Here is a 16,405-nt window from a genome sequence, read left to right as displayed (position 1 = left end):
GGTAATCATTATTGAACGAGCGACGCCCTGTCGGGGTGATTCCGGGTTGAGCAGCGAGCATGATGCCGTACCTCCTACCCCGCCCTATTTGCCAGGAACTGTCTCACAACAATCCTGGCAAATAGGGGGCATGCGGTGTATCCACGAACACGACGATCCGCTCGAGCCGATTCCGGACGGCAGTCTCATCCAGCGTCAGGAGCGACGCGACACTGGACACGCGCTCGTCGCCGCGCAGCTGGCCCAGCCAGTCCGTCCAGCCGAACCGATGAGCGAGTGATTCTTCGGCTTCGGCCCGGCACGTGAAACTCCCGTGGTGAGCCTGGGCGAATGCGCAGAGCAGATCGCCAGGGCTCCTCTCGAGCACGTCTGTACCGAGGATGAAGGCCGCAAACGCTTCGCCGTGGCGGTTCATGCCGTCGCGGAATTGGTTGCGCCGTCCCAGCAGTCGCCGGTGCTCGGTGTTCAGCCGAGTGGCTGCTCTGCCGAGCGAGGTGCTGCTGCCATGCCGGTGATGGTGTGCGGGATGGTTGGTGTTCATTGTCTTGTCCCTCCTTCCTGAGGTTGATCACTGTTACCCGGGGTGTCCGTCAGCCACGTTGGGCTGTCGGTGGATCACCCGGTCTGTGAGGGCACGTGGCGTGCCAGTCATCTGGGGGAAGGTGTGCAAAGTGTGGCTATCGGTAGAACAGGTGGAGCCAGCCGTCGAGCTCGACGACGTCGTACAACTGATGGATGAGTGCTCCGAGTTCGGCGTAGTTCCAGTCGAGGTACTCGGGCTCGACGCCGTGGCGGGTGCGAAATTCGCGGAGTGCCTCGTCCCAGCCCAAGCCTTCGAGTTCGCTATTGATGGCCTCGTCGAGCGACCGCACTGACGAAGCGTAGACGACTTCGAATTGGTCGAGCAGTCGCGAGTCAGTGAAGCTGGTGTCTTCGAGCCAGAGAAATGCGGCGAAGGGCACGCCGAACTTTTCATATCCATCTCGAACGCGGCGAGCAACTCGTCGTAGTGGTGCCTGATCGACGGTCCGCTCGATGAGGATATCGGCCTCGTGTCCGGATGAGAGCTCTGCGTGGCGGTCTGCCTCCAGGTCGGCAGGTTCGTCGTCGGGATCGCGCGGGTGAAGTTCGGTGTAGCTATCGAAGTGATTGTTTTCGTTCATGGGTGTCCTCCTTTCACAGTGAGGTCAGTTTGTTGAGTAGATGACGTCACGACCGAGGTGGGTACCGGTCCGGCAGCGATGACGTCGGGTAGTTGCGCGATCGTTGTGACGGTGAACAGTCCGCCGGGCAGCCGTGGATCCGCGCGCAGGTACCGGTTGAGCTGGAGGCAGCGGTACTCGGTCGGCACGACCCACAGCACCGCCGGATACACCTCCTCCGAGCCGGCCTGCGCTCGGTAGTGCTCAACGTACTGGTGGCACTTGTTCAGGACCCGGGCAGGGTTCTCGGTTTCGCGGTCAACTTCGACGAAGTAACTATCGGTGAACTCCTGTCCGGTGATCTCGACGAACAGGTCGGGCTTGAGAACGGCTTGCGCCCCATATGCGTCGAGATACGTGCGCCAACAGTCGGGCTCTAGCTCCAGCCTGGACACTTCACTGCCACTGGTTCGGGTGATCTCCGTCAGCGTCACGCGCGTTTCCGTGATCGCCAGCAGGTGGTCGATGAACGTCGTTGACAAGGCGCTCGGGCGGCGCTGGCCGGGTGAGGCATGAACGAGTCGCGCCCCGGAGGTAGTCAGCGTCCAGATGCCTGGCGCCGATCCGGCTTGCCAGCCGCCCACCCGCCGCTCGAGCCGGAGCACGAGGTGCTGCTCGGTCAGACGTTTGAGGTGACGACTTGCCTGTCGCAGCGCCGACGCTGGGGAGGCATACGACTGAGCCGCCAGCCGGGCGAGTTGTTTGGTCGTCGCGAAGCGGTGCTGAGAGAGCAGGGCTAGCATCGCTTGGTCGGTCGGGTGCAACTGCTCCAGCACCGGCTTCCTGGACGTCGGCTTCAAGACCTACCTCCTCCTCGTTCTCGGACCTCCGCGCCCTGTGGATGGTGACCCCTGATAAGGGGGTCAGTCACCGCACGCTGATTGACGTTCGTCCCGGACACAGGCTCGAAAGTCTGGTTGTTCGGCGGAGTGAGTCGTCGACCGAATCGTCTCCCCAGAAGTCCTGGGCTCAACTGACTTCGGGTTCTCATGTGCGCCTCCGTCCGACCCGAATCGGCATTGCTGTCTCGCTCTCACCCTCAGCCACCGTCGGATGATTCGGTGGCTGAATGAGGTCGAGGATCGTAGCGTCGGTGTCCACCGCGCTCACGCCAAAGCGGTGGTGGCTGGCTGCATATACGTCGGCGGGATCGGAGATCGCATTCGGTGGTGGTGCTGTGGCGATCTGCATCCAGCCGGTCTGCCGTCCGTGGTGCATGAGCTGGGCATAGGCGTGGTAGGCAGGCAGGAGTTGGAAGTCAGCCTTGTCGAGCCCCTCGGCGTGCTTGGCCATATAGGAGGCGTCGGTGCCGCCGAGGCCGAAGACGATCTTGTTCCGGGTGTTCGTCTCGATCGCCGACGCCATCTGTTCAGTCAACTGCGCCCGGTACTGGTGAGCCAGATGGAAAGCACCACCGAGCGACCGAGCCTGAGCAAGAGCATCCGAGAGATCGCCGGGGATCCCCGCCAGGAAGTCATGCACCTCGTCGATGTAGATGCCGACCACGTGGCGGCGCTCTTTCGGTAGGCGCTGCCGGGCAAGGAGCAGGTGCCAGACCTGGCCGAGGATGAGGCTACCAAGCAGACGGGCCGCGTCGTGGCCGAGCAATGCCTTGTTGAGGTTGACGATGACGATGCGCCGCTTCGTAAACAGCTCCTCGAACCCAAACGCCGGGACAGATTGACCGAGCACGGCGCGCAGGTGCGGGCGGAGCACCAGTTGCCGGAACTTGTTGAGTACCGGGCCGATCTCCTGCACTTGCCGATCGGGCTTCATCTGCTCGTACTGGTGCCAGAACGCGTCAACGCCGAGCGGGTCGTTATGGGCAAGCACCTTACGCCGGAACACGGGATTCGTCAGCAACGGCGGCAACCAGAGGAGGTTCGCGCCGGGAGTTCTCGCCAACGTGATCAGGCTCGCTGTCAGCACATCCTGTGTCCGAATACCCCAGTTCTCGGCAAACAGCGACTGAAAGGTCGCGAGCAAACCGTCGGCGGTGATCTCCGGTGCTGTTCCCGTCGGCGCCAGCGGATTGAAGCCGACCGGGCACGGGTTCGTGGGATCGACGACGATGACATCGGCCTGCCGGTTCTCTGGAATGACAGTGAGGGCATCCGAAGCGAGATCGCCTTTGGGATCAAGCAGGATGGCGCTTCGTCCGGCCCGGACGTCGGCAGCGAAGAGATTGAGCAGCACACTCGACTTCCCCGAGCCGGTGGGGCCGAGCAGGTGAGTGTGGAACAGCGCATCTCTGATCGGAATGCCGACTTTGACGTGTTCGTGGCCAGGCGCAGCTGCCCTCCCGATACCCCTGTCCGTCGCCACCAGGTTCGGTGGTGGCGGTAGCTGCTTCGGATGAAGCGAGCCGAGCATGGGCAAGGGTGGGTCACCGATCGGCCAGCCGGTAAAGCCGGCCACGTCGCTGCTCGGCATCCGCAACGGCCAGACGAGGGGCCGAGTGGCGCGGTCGACCTTGTCGGTGCTGAACGGGCTCAAGCGGAAGCGAGACGTCTGCGTTTCCAGGACACGCAGCGCCCCGAACGTCTGCGTCAGCATGAACCGCGCTCGAGCGGGGTCGTCCTTCTCGGTGACCGCGGCCAGCCGGATCGTCGTCGTGAAACCGTGCTGGTGACTACGCGCCCGTGCAGCTGCCGTTCCTGCTGATAGCGGTTTCGACATGTGGTGGCCGAGGATGAGATCGCTCCAGGACGGTGGCTGCTCGGTCGCTCTGGGATTCAGCCGCTTGCCGAGCAGGACTTGGAGAACGAGCTCTTCGCCCTCGGCGAGTCGCGTAAACCCCGCATAGAGGGCTCGGGTGGCAGCAAGTAGCCGGTCCTCGGCAATGACGCCAGGAGTGCCAGCCCGTGCGAGCTTCGCCGCGACCGTGACGGGACGACGAGCCGCGCGAGGCGTCGTCACGCGCGCCGGGAGGAGTTGGGTGAGGAGGCCGGCCAAGTCGCGTGCGTGCGGCGGCGTGGTGCCGACCAGCCAGCGGATGCCGGACTTTCGTGCCCGCAGCTCCAACACGATGGTGCCGAGTTCGGGTGCCGTTGCCAATCGCTCCAGCACGGCGGCAGCCATGCCGGGCGTCAGCGCATCGTCCCAGGCGAGCTGGTGCCACTGCCAGGTGTGAGTACTCTTTGTGTTCACGATTTGTCCTCCTCTCGGGTCTCGTCTGGGCCGGCGTTTGGCGCTGAAGTAGTCGGAGTGGCTCCTTGCCGGGTGTGGTGCTCGGCCAGGAGCAGTAGGGCTCTGGCAAGGGCTTGTCGGTCGATGTCCTTTTTGAACACCGGGACCAGGCGGAAGCGCTGCGAGGCGGCGCGCCCGTGCCGGATCTCCTTCTTGCGCCCCGCCATTAGGGACACCTCTTTCGACGTCGATAGCGGGCGGTGGTCACCAGGTGTTTCTCCGGCGAATCCACCAGACCACGACGCTGATGACGGTGATGATCACGGCGGCGGCCAGCAGGTATGGCCAGATCGTCTTCAGGTACTCGATTGCGAGCACGAGCGCGATGACGGCGACGAGCAGCTTGAGACTGCCGCTCATTATCCGGCTCATCCAGGAACTCTTCCCAATCTCGGGCATGCTTGGCTCCTCTCATTGCCGCACCTCCGCAGCAGTGATTCCCGGCTCTTCCGGGGGTGACTGAGGCGGCCGGTGGTCGGCAGGGCTCCGGTAGCCCCACTTCGCGAGCGAAATATCAGGGTGCTCAAGTTCATCGCCCCACACATCCCAGTGCTTCGCCGTCGGTGCCGGTCGACGTGCAAACAGTTCGAGGAAGTTGCCGTCGCTGCCTACCAGGCGCTCAATGATCTGGTGAACTTCTTCGGGTTTGTGACTGTGCTCCTGGAGCGGATGCATACCCCAATTGGGCTGTCCCTTGAACGAAACTTTGGTGCCTTTGCCTCGGGTACCGAGGAGAAGTAGCTCGCCGGCGTTCCTGAACGTGTTACCCAAGCTCATGCGCGGCTTGATCCACACATAAAATGACTTGTACTCGAAGCCCCAGGCGCGCAGGACATCGAAGCCGAGTTCGACGGTCGCGGTGGTGACCCACAAGAAGCAAAAGGAATTCTCGGCGCTGATCTCCCGGATAGCTTTGCCCATATCGAGAATGCGCTGGTTGGACATGAGCTGGTAGTGCGACTCTGCGCCGAGCTTGCCGTGCTGCTCTGGACTCCAGGGCGGATCCGCCAGCAGTACTTTGTAGGTGCCCGGTTGCGGCGTCGGTGGTCGGTGCGGCGCGGTGCGAGCCGCCGTTGATGCTGGTGATGTGCTGTTCATGGATGATGGGTTCCTTTCTGGCCGGAGGCCGCCGAGCAACTCACGGCTCGGTCTTGCGCCCTATTACGCACGAAACTGGGCAGCTTGAGAAGACCCACCCCGCGCCGACCAGAGGCCGATGCGACAGGCGAGAATCTCAGTCGAGATGCCGAAACGCTGTCGTGCGAGCTGATGATGTGGAAATGGCTACAGTCGGCGCGTAGGGTGCGGTTCTTGCATCTCTGTCAGTGGGAGTGGCGGTCGCGGATAATGTCTCGCATCGCCTGCGACGCACGGAAAGCCTCCCGGTCCAACGCGCGCTTGAGCCGGAGAGCGTCTCTCGCCTGGCGACGGTCCTCACGGGCACGAACCACCTTTCGCCGACGCTCACGCCGCGCGTGGAACAGGCTGTCCATGTTGATGTGCACACATTCCGCGTACTCGTCTGGGCGGAGGAGAATATCGACGATGATTACGGCAGCGACGATTACACCGATGACCACGAGAACAACGAGCCCGATTGACATGGTCACCCCCATCGCTGGATTTGCGAAGCAGCTCCCTGAGCGTAGGCGCGCACCAGCGGCTCCAGGTATGGGGCAGCTTCAGGGTCCGTCTGAAGGTGGTGCTTGGCCTGAGCAACCAGTGCGCTGGTGTTGCTCATCGCCGTCGAGGTCAGAAACGCGCGAGCGGATTCTCGAGCGAGATCGACTTCGGCTTGCGCGTCGATGGCGTCAATGTCTCGGCGAGTTTGGCGGGCGAGGCCGTTGCCGCCAAGCTTCGACAGTGCCGAGCCGGTGCTGGTCGAGGTGGAGCGGATGAGGTCGTTCACGGTGAAGATTCCTTCTGTTGATGCCCGTGCCTCCGGGTGACGGTCCGGGGTGCGGATCACGATTTCTGCAATTCCATCGTCAAACAGCGGCAGTTGCGCCGTCATTGGCACAAAATTGGCATCATGGCACCTATCGACCCGATCGCGGATCAATTGAAGAAGGATCTACGGATCTTTCGTCGTGGTGAAGGCGAACCGTCGATCGAGAGGATGACGGGGCTGGACACTCTCACAGATGCGCTCGGCGAAGGGATACCGTCACGCGCATTCGACACAATGGAGCGCTATTACGATCAGCACGGCCACGATCCCGAGACCGATGTGGGAGCCTTCTTTTATATGTCCGGGTGGGGTGTTGGGCTCTCGTCGGTGAACCGTCGGCGCGACCGCTATGCCGAGCAGTTTGTATGCGATATCTCTACGGCGTGGCGGCGCTCAGAGCGGGGAATCAAGACGCTGGTGATGATGATCCGTGACCATCACGAGAACTCGCGTCCGTGGGCGTTCGTCTCGATCTTCCAATCAGGCGCAGCGTTTCAACCGTTCCTCGATTTCAACTTGGGCTACGAATCCTGGCGCGCTCCCGTGATCACTCTGGATGGAAAGACAGAAGAGGTCGATTTCCACCTCCACCAGAACCCGGACGACGGCACTCGCTTTACACGGCGGATCATCCTGCCAGAGTCGCCACTGAAGACTGAGGTTGGGTTCGCCGAGCCGATGGCGACGCTGCGAGTGGTGTGGGAGATGCCGGTCTGGCCCGTATGGCAGCTCGGCTCGTGGACGGCTGACCCGAGGATCTTCACCCGATTGCGAACCTTCCGGCAGCGAGCCATTGAAGTCTCACTGGAATGGTGGCGCAAGGAGTTACCAACCGAAATTGAGGCGCTGGAAGGAGACGATGCGATCTGGGTGGGCGGACGAACTCGACCACGATGAAATGCCAACGTCGGCAGTGAACGCCGGTGGAAGCAGGACGACGTTTCATACCCAGTACCGATGATCGTCTCACCGGCAGTGTTCATCGGGCCGGACAGCCGCAGACATATGTGATTCGCGCCGAGGCTAACAATGAGTGACATAGAGCACTGTCTATGCTACCGTCATGAACAAACGAGCAGTAGACGAAGGACCGAAACCTCGGCGTTATATCGGTGTCGAGTAGTTGGCCTTTCAGGCGAGGCAGTTATCAATCCACGCCGGATGAAAGTTGAATAAATGACTATCTACCTCGACTCATCTTTCAAAGAAGAAGTTGTTGAGAGCAGTTATACAGTCCTCGATGCGAAATCTATGACGATTAAATCTGGACTGAAAATTCTGCTTCGCGCCGTCAAGCCGCAGCGTTTCTACATTCGCCAATACTACTGGAGCAGCTCGGGTGGAGTTGAAAAACCTCCGATTGTAAAGTCGGGCAGAGATGTGAACGGAACTCGAAGGCATAAACTGCTGAGGCCGGTGGTTGAGAGTACATCGGGAGGGCGTTTCGCAGTCGTCGACCTAGGAAGGATTATACTGCCTGACGAGACTGAAGAAATTGAGTTTGAGACATTCTTGATTAGTGTAAATCCCAAGAGTCCATCCCATCTTGGTCATGTCGCGAAAGATGGCTGCGAAAAAATCGTATTGCGGGCAGTCGTGCCAAAAGAAATAATAAGGGGCCGTGTTCTTCAAAGAGTATGGCTCCCAAACGCGGATGACTCTTCTGCAGACCTCGTAGCACAGGTGGACTCTGAGCCGCCAGAACATGTACCAGACCCGCGCCGATGGGTCAGTTACACCTACTCAATCGACAACCCTAAGCCCGGGAACAGATACAGACTGCAATGGGATCATTAAATTTATATGCTATCATAAAATGAGAAAGGAGGTGCAGATTATGATCAAGCTAGACGGATTCGATACCTAAAGGCATTGCGTGCATATTGGCGCCTCGGTCGAGGTGCGGCGGTCAGGGGAAGGAAAGAATCGTGGACCTGGAGGCCCGGCGAATTGAAGCATACTTTTCGCAAATCAACACATTCTTGGGATCCAACCAAGAGGTGGAGATTATCGCGGTTGCTCATTTGGTCTCGAATTCGGAACACTTTTTACCTGCGCTAAACTCCCTTGGCCGAGTCGCCCTTTTACTTCCTAAGCCTAGTTCCGAAAATTCTGAATCGGCTCGTGTAATTCGCAGTTATGAATATAATGAAGGTAAACTTAGCCGCGACTGGCTGGAGAATCCGAAAAGTGGAGTCCAGTTAATTAAGGACAGTGTCACCCCAGGCTCTTCTTTTATCGTTGTTGACATCGGAGGATACTTTTGTCCTCTGCTCAGCGATTTGAAGGAGGAGTTTGGGAATCTCTTCCTTGGCGTCATGGAGGGTACCGAGAATGGCGTTCAGAAGTACGAGGAACTGGAAGAGCTCCCAGTACCAGTGGTCACGGTCGCCAGAAGCCCGCTTAAACTCCCAGAAGACTATTTGGTTGGTGCGAGCATTGTATATTCAGTGGAAGCTATTCTTCGAGACCAGTCTCAGATCCTACAAACCAGAAAAGCGTGTTTGATTGGTTACGGGCGGGTTGGAAGTGGCGTGGCCGAAGTTTTGCGCGGGCGAGGCGTGTCCACTGTTGTTCATGATACCTCTCCAATTGCGATGGCCGAGGCGGCGGCTCGCGGGTTTCAAGTGTTCCGAAGGCTCGACGAAGCATTGCGACGGTCTGACCTAGTAATATCGGCCACAGGTTGCCATGCGCTTGATGCACATGCGCTCTACTCCTTGCGAAATGGATCACTGGTCGCGCTTGTCACCTCTGGCGACGACGAGTTCGGGCGCGATAATCCACTTGAAAAGTACGAGCCGGTATATGGTTTCCCTCAGGAGGGTGACGATTCGGAACGCGTGGAAGAACACAAGCTTGTGGTGCGATACGAAGGTGATAATGGAAAGCACTTCTTGTTGGCCAATGACGGTCGAGCTGCGAACTTTGCGCATGGTGCTGTGATTGGTCCCGCAATTCAACTGATTGAAGGTGAGAAGCTTATTGCCGTCAAGCGAATCTCCGAGAATTCTTTCCCTTGCTCAGAACTCGTCCAGGAGGTGTGCAAGGCGGATCGCCTTTCGATAGCAAACATATGGAACGAACATTTTCTTGACGACTGAATTAAAGACTCTAGTTTGAAAATGATTTCGACGGAAATGCGTTTCCTTCGAAAGCTACCTTTGTGTCCACATTTTTGATAGACGATTCAAGGCGTTCCGGGAATGTCGGTAAGTTTCTGCTCCTACCCGTTGCGATTCGTGATCTTTTGTCGCCTATTCGAGCGGCGGATAACCCCTTGTCGTGGTTTTTGTCCACCTAAGGTTCCAGCATCTGCCGTGGTCCTGGAAGCAAGTTCAAACTGGGAAGAGGTGGCACCCTTTGGGTCACCATAGTGGCATTTCCGCAGCTGCGCCGAACTCAGACGAAAGATTGCCGGTACATCCGGCCCGCAACCTTCTACCGAGTACAACTTGGTCGTCATCGACGGCGGGCTGCTGATAGGCGGATGCTCACTCCACGGTATCGGCTGGCGGAATCGAGTGGCCAACATCGGCGCCTGTATCTGGGGTCTAAGCGTTCGCCGGATCGGATATGGTCGTGAAGGCGCGACTTTCATGTTCGATTGGGCGTTCGACCGCCTCGAGCTCGAACGGATAGGGAGGTACAAAATTGACGAGCCCCCGTGCTTCCGATGCAACTGCCGTCCAGCTCGCCGCGTTGGTGATGGCCGCCAGGGCGTCGCTTGCCACCATCGCGCATAAGGCTATGGCTTCTTGGAGAGAGCCGCGTCGCGTTTTGTTGCGAGCGATCTCTGAGCTTCGCGGTACTCGTTCGATACCGCTCGAATCTGAGGCCGGAACGTCGGTGGCCCGAAAACGCTATGCACGGTAGTCATCGCGGTCTGGACTAATATTGCATCAATCAACTGGTCGCAGGCCCTTTCGAGTTCTCGAGTTGATGCAGTACATGCCGCAAGCTGATCGATTCGGGCGCAGACTTGCAGCTGCTTACTGGTATCCCGAGCATCTGCAAAGGACTCAATGAACTTGTCGAACGCCGTGGCGAGTTGATCCGCCTGGCGATCAATCGCGGCGACGCCGTGTCCCTCGGACGCGATCTTCTCCGAGGACCCAGCAGCGCGGGAGGCGGCACGATACGCGACTACCGCACCGACGATGCTGGCCCCAGCCGCTATGAGTGCTACCGCGATCGTTACAACGTTTGCCCAGAGTCCCATGTGGCCCTTCCCAGTAGAGGGTGTCCGAGCAGTTTAAAGCGTCCCGGCTGTGGAATGGCGTAACCATCGTCCAACAGAAGTATGGGCGCCAGATTGCTACTTGTAAGTCTACATACATATGAGTAGCATCTTCGTTGGATGGCGAGCTGGAGGTGGTCGACCATGGTGATGCTTCGCGCGCTGAGTGAGGAGCACATTCCAGACATCATCTCCGCTTGTGCGGACTGGAAAGAGCTTGCGCCTTACGGTTCACCGTATTGGCGGCCGCGTAGCTCGGCCGAGCTACGGCGCAAGATCGCCAGCACCTCTGGACCACAACCAGTTACCGAATACAATTTCGTGCTCGTCGACAACGATCGGCTGGTGGGTGAATGCTCGCTCCACGGCATCGACTGGCGCAACCGTGTGTGTAGCGTTGGTGTCTGCATCTGGGATCCTGGCGATCGCCGGAGCGGGTATGGTCGAGAAGGTGCGACCTTCATGATCAACTGGGCCTTCGACCACCTCGGACTCGAACGAATCGAAGCGTGGATCAACGAGGGCAACGACGCCTCTCTGGGGCTCTTCCGGCGCCTCGGGTTCATGCATGAGGGAACACTGCGCCAGCGCTACTTTGAAGGCGGCAAACGGCGAGATATGCACGTCCTCGCGCTCCTCAAGGAATGATGGCCGGCAGGCCTGTTGCATCACATTAGATATAGGCGCTGACCTGCAGCTTTGCTATAATCAGGGCAGCAATGAGCAAGCGCAAAGAACTTCCCTCTGCCCAAATCTATCGACTGAGATTGACCCTCGTCGGAGTCTCATTCGCATTGGCCAGTGTCGTTCTTTCCGTGTTCGTGGATTGGCTGGAAGACACGATGCAGGTCAACCAGTTGCTGCTTGCCAGTCTGCATTGGATTGCCGAGTTGCTCCTCGTAGCGGGCGCGTTTGGTCTGGTCACTGACTTCTTCGCCGGCCGCGCGAGAGACAAGGCAAATCGAGCGATCTACCGTGAAGAGCAAGAGGAAATGATCCCGACCTACGTCGACTCAGTCCTTGAGGCGTTCTCCGCAAGCCCCGAGAAGCTCGAGCGTGTAGCGAGTCCAAAGCTACTGGACGACCTGGCCTCCAACGCCTTGAGCTTGCGGCTGGGCGACGATCAGTTCGCCCGAGAACTCTACGAAGATATTCGCGACCAAGCGATCCGTTCCGCCGAGCGATGGTACGACGTGGAAGTCCGCATCCGGCTCTCAGGTATACCTGAGAGGAGTACCTCGGGTACTCCTCGGTTCGACGTTACGGTGGAATGGGAGTACACGACGATCCCATCCTCGAAAGTGCGACGCTTCATGTGCGTCTCCGATCGGAGCGAGTACAACGAGGTGCGCGACGACGCGCCGGCGACACAAGCATGGTTCATGACTCCTCGCCCTGGGATGGACGCCAGCAGTAGGGAATCCTACGAACTCCTCGAGTTCAGTGTCGACGGGCAGCCTCTCAAGATTCGGCGGTCGGCAAGGAAAAGCGGCCAGACTTATAGCGTCGACCTTGGCGGCCGCCGAGACGGTGGAGAGCCGGTTCGTCTTCGCCAGGTGTTCCGCACCGTGACTCCGATGTGGGGCCACCGGCTCTACTTCGAACTTCGTCAGCCGAGTCGCGGGGTCTCGTTGAGCCTCGATTACACCAACACGTCGATCGCCAACATGCACGTCAGTGACACGGTGAGCACGAACCGCCCAATTAGGCTGACGCGTACTCCTCCTGGTGGAGCTGGCAAGGAAGTCGGCGTCGACGCGACCGGATGGCTAATGCCCAAGACTGGATTCGCCTTCACCTGGACGCTTGAATCCGAACTGCCCCGCGATGCCGAAGCACGCGAGGCAGCCTAGGTACTACGCTTCTATATCAATCTCCGCCGCTCATCACGCGCTCCTCTCATCCGTAGTAGGTCGATGCTACTCATAAGTCTGTAGACCTTCAAGTAGCAGATTGAAAAGCTTCAACGTGTGGAAGGCGACCTGCAGAAGACGTTCGGAGAGAACCTCCGACGCTACCGCCTATCCAAGAACTTGAGCCAAGAGGACTTCGCCGAGGTGCTCGGTGTCCACCGCACCTACATGGGCGGCGTCGAACGCGGCGAGCGGAACCTGACGCTGAAGTCGGTGGAGCGGCTGGCTGGGCGAATTGGGCAGGATCCTCTGGAGCTTCTGCGCGACATATCAAAGTGACTACCGCGCTCTATTGATGAGCTTCGCTAGAGCCTCCGCAAATCGTTCCGCTGTCTCGAGCGACAGTTCCATCCCAAGCTCTTCTTCGGTGCCGAACGAGATCCACGGTTGTTGGTCTTCGGGGTGCTGATAGAGACAGACGTTGAGAGTCCGGTCGGCTGGCCGCCGGTGCAATGAACCGTCGTCCGCCCGATCCTTTTCCAGCACCAGACCTGGCACTGTGAGTACCTCGCTCAGATGCAATTCGTCCGACCAGAAGGAGACTTGGTGGTCGACGTTGCACCAGGAAGGGCACAGCGGGGGTCCCAAAGGATCCATATCGGGCATGGGTACTCCGGTTCCCCTTCTCGCATCGGGTACAGGGCATCGAAACGACGCGCCTGCCTTCGACATGTGAGATTAGTACTCCTTGATCAACGAAGCCGGATGAGGAATCGAAGTAGGAAAGTCAAGTCAGTGCTGGATGATGTACTGAGCGAAACCACCAAGCCAGGCGGAACAGGAGGAATAAGTGCCGATGAAGCCATCTTTCAGCTTGGTCGGAAGTTCGATGTCTGTGCAGGAGATGTCTTCCTCCACATGACCGTTCATCTGGTCGTCGACTGTAGCAGCCCATGTTCCGACGGTGTTCCACTGGCGAAGGCCTCCAGCTTCGGAGTCGCGTTAGACACGCCTGTCGGGGTCTAGGAGCTCGATTTGGTGCCAAACTTCAGCACCCACGGAGTTGCTGGCCGGACGACGCATAACCCGAAAACTGCATTACTCAAATGGATCAACAGACCATATGTATAGTTGGGGTCATGAGCATGGTTGACCCGCCCATCCCGGGAGATGCGAGCCCGATGAAGGGTGAAGACGGAGTTCGGCGAGCCAAGCAGTGGCTGGAGGCGACCACGAGGGTGGTCTCGTCGTACACGATCAAAGATCCAGTCGGGGCAAACCGTCTCTCGTTCGACTGGCCGGATAACAAGCACAGTTATTCGTACGATCTTGGGGGCGTTCTTTATGGCGAGCCGTTCCACCAGACCCACTTTGTTGCCGAAGTGAAAATGTACGAAACCGGTTCTGACCAGGGCGCCCATTACGACAAGTTCTTGGCGCAATCGTATGCTCATATTAGCCAGTTTGGCCAACGAATGTACGAGCATTTTTTCTATATTACATGGTCTCCGTTTCGGGCCACCACCTGGAAAGAGCAGATCAGTATCGATGCGGCGCAGAAGGCCATTATAAAACACGCCGATAAAGTGTTTCCTTCTCACGCCGCCGCAACGGATCAGGACGTACTCGACAGTATAGACGCATATACTATTCAGCGATTAGTGGATTCAGTCTGGTTGATCGTTCTCGCGGATAAACAGGAAGAGCTTGTAGCATCCGTAGAGGATAGGGCGCTGATTGCCCAGCAAAGAATAATCAAAGGTGATTAAAGTGGTCAATGGGAACCTCGCGGAATTATCCGACAACCAGATCAAAGAAGAGGTGTGCCGCCAGATAGAATCTACGGATAAGGGAGTTAGAGCGCGAAAAACCAGCTACTTTAATAATACCTATTCGCCCGACATTGTTCTCGAGTGGGGCGGTTCAGGGCAGTCGCGACATGTCTTCCTGCGCGCCGATTCTAATCCGGAGTATCTCAAAGAGGATCTATCTTTCATCCCCGAATCGACCTCGATGATGATACCGCTCAATACTGTCGACACGTCCGACCGCGACGATGAAGCTTTGGATGCTGCAGCTCGTCAGAGCCGAATTCTGGTTACACCCCTGCAGGCGGTAGCCACCTTAGACCCTGACGATTATGACACGCCGTTTGCACCGATGGTCAGTCATGCAGTCCTGACCGGCGGTCGAGGGTACATATCAAGCGAAAAGGCGCGCAGCTCTATTACTACGATTTCCACCGGAGTTCGCCAAGCTGGGACTGCTCAAAGCGCAGGAATCGAGGAGGCGATCGACCTCGCAACCTCCTTGCTAGACACGCCCATGTTGAATTCTATAACTGGGCTCATGCAGGCTATGTGGTTGGCCGGTGGGGGCCGCTGGGACGAATTTCCAGTACCGGTGGCCGCGACTGCAAAGATTGATTCGAGCAGTCTGACGCAACTACTCAGCATGGAAGGATTTGAGGACGATAAATTCTGGAACTCGATTTCTGGAAACATTACCATGGAAAAGTTACTGAGTTCCGAGGTGCGCGGAAGGTCACACAACCTCGAGCAACTTATGCGCTTTTCTTGGGAATCTATCAAAGCGAGGGTCTGTAAAGTTATAGAGCCGCCCGAAGTCGATTCTTCACGAGACGATGATCTCCACTGGTCTTTGGAAGATTATGGTCTTCGTCTCGATTTGGAGCAGAAGTCCGTTCTGTTTAGTGATTTCGCGCAGGCAGATCTGCCCGACCGGGAAGTTTCTATTTCACCAAGCTTGGACCAGGTGAGAACGGTGGCCGAGGATATAGAGGTGCACGTATCGGCTGTAAATATGGGCAACGAAGAAAAACGTGTCACCTACTCAACGAACACCGACGAGAACATTTTCGATGAGTATCTTCAGGGAGTTGACAAAACCCTGGGGAAAGAGTTTGAAATAGTGTCTGTCGAAGTGGCCAAGAACATATACCGCACTCCAATGAAATGCACGTTTGAAAACGCTATAGCGAGAGGACGATCTAGTTCGAAGTTTACGTTGCTTGAGTTTGCGAGCACAGGCGTCCCGTTCCTGTTGGAAACGGAAGATGACCAGAGGAAGCTGGCGGATTTAGTGCCGAAGGCTGAAGTAGAAGATCCGATCGATGTTGTGTCGTGGTAATCCTGGGTAATTGTCTTTAAAGTAGAAGAGAGCAGTCATGGCCAGAGAAATGCGCCTTGTACTAACCGATGACCTTGACGGGTCCGAAGCAAGCGAAACTGTACGTTTCAGTATCGATCAGGGAACGTACGAGCTGGAACTATCGAGCGAAAACGCTGAAAAGCTGCGCGAAACGTTCGCTCCGTACGTTGAACGGGCACGGCGCGTGGCTGACTCTGGAGGAAGCGGGCGACGCGGAGGCTCGAGATCGAGCGGATCGGCATCGAAGCGCAACACTACCAAGATTCGCAAATGGGCTCAGGCCAATGGCTACCAGCTCGGTGATCGCGGTCGTATTCCCGCGGAGATCGTGGAAGCGTACGAAGCCTCTGGCACCAAATAGTATCTGATTCCGCCGCAGTGCGCTTTCCGATCGAGGAGGGTCTCATGCTTTCAAGGCCCTGTACATCGCGAAGGACTACCAGCACCTATTGAGGGATTTCTGCAATGAACGTGTGTGCTGTCGTCTGGTGTGACCGAGACGCGGTCGCACGAGGTGTTTGCGCCCGGTGCTATGCCCGCTGGAGGCGAGGAATCAGCCCATTGGCGCCGCCTAAGCCGTATACGACGAAAGAAGACAAGGCGCGGTTACGTCCAGAAGGTACCCGGCGTCGGGAAGCCGGCGAGAGCATCGCGAACATTGCCGCAGCAATCGGGGTAGAAGTCTCAACTCTCAGGAGCTGGTTTCGCGAGTGGGAAGTCTCGCCGATTCCTGGAAGGGAGCGCCCCATGGCACCGAACCAGTGGCAACCGTGGAGTCAGTACGACATCGAGTTCGCCT

Annotated in this window: 20 protein-coding genes; 11 read left to right on the top strand and 9 right to left on the bottom strand. The window is 58.0% G+C overall.

What is annotated here, in order from left to right; genetic code table 11:
• Positions 1-103: 103 nt before the first annotated feature.
• The 6 genes from RIT73_RS01945 to RIT73_RS01920 all read right to left on the bottom strand — a co-directional run bounded on the left by RIT73_RS01945 (position 104) and on the right by RIT73_RS01920 (position 5,489).
• Positions 104-541 carry a hypothetical protein gene (locus RIT73_RS01945; protein ID WP_309130363.1) on the bottom strand — a complete coding sequence of 146 codons (438 nt, stop codon included), beginning with the start codon at positions 539-541 and terminating at the stop codon, positions 104-106.
• A gap of 136 nt (positions 542-677) precedes the next feature.
• Positions 678-1,163 (bottom strand): hypothetical protein, encoded by a 486-nt coding sequence (locus RIT73_RS01940; protein ID WP_309130362.1) that lies wholly within the window; start codon positions 1,161-1,163, stop codon positions 678-680.
• Complete coding sequence (locus RIT73_RS01935; RefSeq protein ID WP_309130361.1) at positions 1,160-2,002, bottom strand: replication-relaxation family protein; 843 nt, start codon at positions 2,000-2,002, stop codon at positions 1,160-1,162. Before RIT73_RS01935 ends, RIT73_RS01940 begins: the two co-directional genes overlap by 4 nt.
• 187 nt (positions 2,003-2,189) lie before the next feature.
• On the bottom strand, positions 2,190-4,352 hold the full coding sequence (locus tag RIT73_RS01930) for a type IV secretion system DNA-binding domain-containing protein (RefSeq protein ID WP_309130360.1): 2,163 nt from the start codon (positions 4,350-4,352) through the stop codon (positions 2,190-2,192).
• 243 nt (positions 4,353-4,595) lie between these two features.
• A complete protein-coding gene (locus tag RIT73_RS01925; RefSeq protein WP_309130359.1) occupies positions 4,596-4,751 on the bottom strand; it encodes a hypothetical protein in 156 nt (51 codons plus the stop codon).
• Between the two features lie 51 nt (positions 4,752-4,802).
• Positions 4,803-5,489, bottom strand: a complete 687-nt coding sequence (locus tag RIT73_RS01920) for an MT-A70 family methyltransferase (RefSeq protein ID WP_309130358.1) — start codon at positions 5,487-5,489, stop codon at positions 4,803-4,805.
• A 233-nt stretch (positions 5,490-5,722) separates the two neighbouring features.
• Here RIT73_RS01920 and RIT73_RS01915 point away from each other — a divergent pair, with 233 nt between their 5' ends.
• Positions 5,723-5,992, top strand: coding sequence for a hypothetical protein (locus RIT73_RS01915; protein WP_309130357.1), 270 nt, complete (start codon positions 5,723-5,725; stop codon positions 5,990-5,992).
• Between the two features lie 5 nt (positions 5,993-5,997).
• Here RIT73_RS01915 and RIT73_RS01910 read toward each other — a convergent pair whose 3' ends face one another.
• Positions 5,998-6,405: a hypothetical protein gene (locus RIT73_RS01910; RefSeq protein ID WP_309130356.1), complete on the bottom strand. Its 408-nt coding sequence runs from the start codon at positions 6,403-6,405 to the stop codon at positions 5,998-6,000.
• A gap of 18 nt (positions 6,406-6,423) precedes the next feature.
• Here RIT73_RS01910 and RIT73_RS01905 point away from each other — a divergent pair, with 18 nt between their 5' ends.
• The 7 genes from RIT73_RS01905 (at position 6,424) to RIT73_RS01875 (ending at position 12,774) form a co-directional block, all read left to right on the top strand.
• Positions 6,424-7,239, top strand: a complete 816-nt coding sequence (locus RIT73_RS01905; RefSeq protein WP_309130355.1) for a hypothetical protein — start codon at positions 6,424-6,426, stop codon at positions 7,237-7,239.
• A gap of 279 nt (positions 7,240-7,518) precedes the next feature.
• On the top strand, positions 7,519-8,139 hold the full coding sequence (locus tag RIT73_RS01900; protein WP_309130354.1) for a hypothetical protein: 621 nt from the start codon (positions 7,519-7,521) through the stop codon (positions 8,137-8,139).
• Between the two features lie 131 nt (positions 8,140-8,270).
• A complete protein-coding gene (locus RIT73_RS01895; protein ID WP_309130353.1) occupies positions 8,271-9,446 on the top strand; it encodes an NAD(P)-dependent oxidoreductase in 1,176 nt (391 codons plus the stop codon).
• 351 nt (positions 9,447-9,797) lie between these two features.
• Positions 9,798-10,088 (top strand): GNAT family N-acetyltransferase, encoded by a 291-nt coding sequence (locus tag RIT73_RS17190; protein WP_375294960.1) that lies wholly within the window; start codon positions 9,798-9,800, stop codon positions 10,086-10,088.
• A 638-nt stretch (positions 10,089-10,726) separates the two neighbouring features.
• Positions 10,727-11,230 (top strand): GNAT family protein, encoded by a 504-nt coding sequence (locus tag RIT73_RS01885; RefSeq protein ID WP_309130351.1) that lies wholly within the window; start codon positions 10,727-10,729, stop codon positions 11,228-11,230.
• 71 nt (positions 11,231-11,301) lie between these two features.
• Complete coding sequence (locus tag RIT73_RS01880; RefSeq protein WP_309130350.1) at positions 11,302-12,435, top strand: hypothetical protein; 1,134 nt, start codon at positions 11,302-11,304, stop codon at positions 12,433-12,435.
• A 117-nt stretch (positions 12,436-12,552) separates the two neighbouring features.
• Positions 12,553-12,774, top strand: a complete 222-nt coding sequence (locus RIT73_RS01875) for a helix-turn-helix transcriptional regulator (RefSeq protein ID WP_309130349.1) — start codon at positions 12,553-12,555, stop codon at positions 12,772-12,774.
• Here RIT73_RS01875 and RIT73_RS01870 read toward each other — a convergent pair whose 3' ends face one another.
• Positions 12,775-13,101, bottom strand: a complete 327-nt coding sequence (locus RIT73_RS01870) for a hypothetical protein (RefSeq protein ID WP_309130348.1) — start codon at positions 13,099-13,101, stop codon at positions 12,775-12,777. It lies immediately after the preceding gene.
• Positions 13,102-13,227: 126 nt separating this feature from the next.
• Positions 13,228-13,365, bottom strand: coding sequence for a hypothetical protein (locus RIT73_RS01865; protein ID WP_309130347.1), 138 nt, complete (start codon positions 13,363-13,365; stop codon positions 13,228-13,230).
• Positions 13,366-13,574: 209 nt separating this feature from the next.
• On the opposite strand from RIT73_RS01865, the gene RIT73_RS01860 reads away from it, so the two are divergent.
• Genes RIT73_RS01860 through RIT73_RS01850 form a run of 3 tightly spaced genes read left to right on the top strand, consistent with a single transcriptional unit; the run spans position 13,575 to position 15,967 of the window.
• Entirely contained in the window at positions 13,575-14,204 is a 630-nt protein-coding gene (locus RIT73_RS01860; RefSeq protein WP_309130346.1) for a hypothetical protein, read from the top strand.
• The gene (locus RIT73_RS01855) at positions 14,197-15,585 is read left to right on the top strand and encodes a hypothetical protein (RefSeq protein WP_309130345.1); all 1,389 of its coding nucleotides are present in this window, start codon (positions 14,197-14,199) and stop codon (positions 15,583-15,585) included. The genes RIT73_RS01860 and RIT73_RS01855 overlap by 8 nt, the downstream gene beginning before the upstream one ends.
• Before the next feature lie 37 nt (positions 15,586-15,622).
• On the top strand, positions 15,623-15,967 hold the full coding sequence (locus tag RIT73_RS01850; protein WP_309130344.1) for an Lsr2 family protein: 345 nt from the start codon (positions 15,623-15,625) through the stop codon (positions 15,965-15,967).
• Positions 15,968-16,405: the final 438 nt, after the last annotated feature.

This window comes from Brevibacterium sp. (assembly GCF_031179145.1).
Classification (GTDB): Bacteria; Actinomycetota; Actinomycetes; order Actinomycetales; family Brevibacteriaceae; genus Brevibacterium.
The sequence above is the reverse complement of the archived record's forward strand: the minus strand, read 5'-3'. Positions and strand labels throughout refer to the sequence as shown.

What these genes read in the sequence shown, in the direction of transcription:
- RIT73_RS01940 (WP_309130362.1), bottom strand. Translation starts at nt 1,163, where the DNA reads ATGAACGAAAACAATCACTTCGATAGCTACACCGAACTTCACCCGCGC.
- RIT73_RS01910 (WP_309130356.1), bottom strand. Translation starts at nt 6,405, where the DNA reads ATGACGGCGCAACTGCCGCTGTTTGACGATGGAATTGCAGAAATCGTG.
- RIT73_RS01905 (WP_309130355.1), top strand. Translation starts at nt 6,424, where the DNA reads ATGGCACCTATCGACCCGATCGCGGATCAATTGAAGAAGGATCTACGG.
- RIT73_RS01870 (WP_309130348.1), bottom strand. Translation starts at nt 13,101, where the DNA reads ATGCCCGATATGGATCCTTTGGGACCCCCGCTGTGCCCTTCCTGGTGC.
- RIT73_RS01885 (WP_309130351.1), top strand. Translation starts at nt 10,727, where the DNA reads ATGGTGATGCTTCGCGCGCTGAGTGAGGAGCACATTCCAGACATCATC.
- RIT73_RS01860 (WP_309130346.1), top strand. Translation starts at nt 13,575, where the DNA reads ATGAGCATGGTTGACCCGCCCATCCCGGGAGATGCGAGCCCGATGAAG.
- RIT73_RS01850 (WP_309130344.1), top strand. Translation starts at nt 15,623, where the DNA reads ATGGCCAGAGAAATGCGCCTTGTACTAACCGATGACCTTGACGGGTCC.
- RIT73_RS01925 (WP_309130359.1), bottom strand. Translation starts at nt 4,751, where the DNA reads ATGAGCGGCAGTCTCAAGCTGCTCGTCGCCGTCATCGCGCTCGTGCTC.
- RIT73_RS01920 (WP_309130358.1), bottom strand. Translation starts at nt 5,489, where the DNA reads ATGAACAGCACATCACCAGCATCAACGGCGGCTCGCACCGCGCCGCAC.
- RIT73_RS01880 (WP_309130350.1), top strand. Translation starts at nt 11,302, where the DNA reads ATGAGCAAGCGCAAAGAACTTCCCTCTGCCCAAATCTATCGACTGAGA.
- RIT73_RS01900 (WP_309130354.1), top strand. Translation starts at nt 7,519, where the DNA reads ATGACTATCTACCTCGACTCATCTTTCAAAGAAGAAGTTGTTGAGAGC.
- RIT73_RS01945 (WP_309130363.1), bottom strand. Translation starts at nt 541, where the DNA reads ATGAACACCAACCATCCCGCACACCATCACCGGCATGGCAGCAGCACC.
- RIT73_RS01865 (WP_309130347.1), bottom strand. Translation starts at nt 13,365, where the DNA reads ATGAACGGTCATGTGGAGGAAGACATCTCCTGCACAGACATCGAACTT.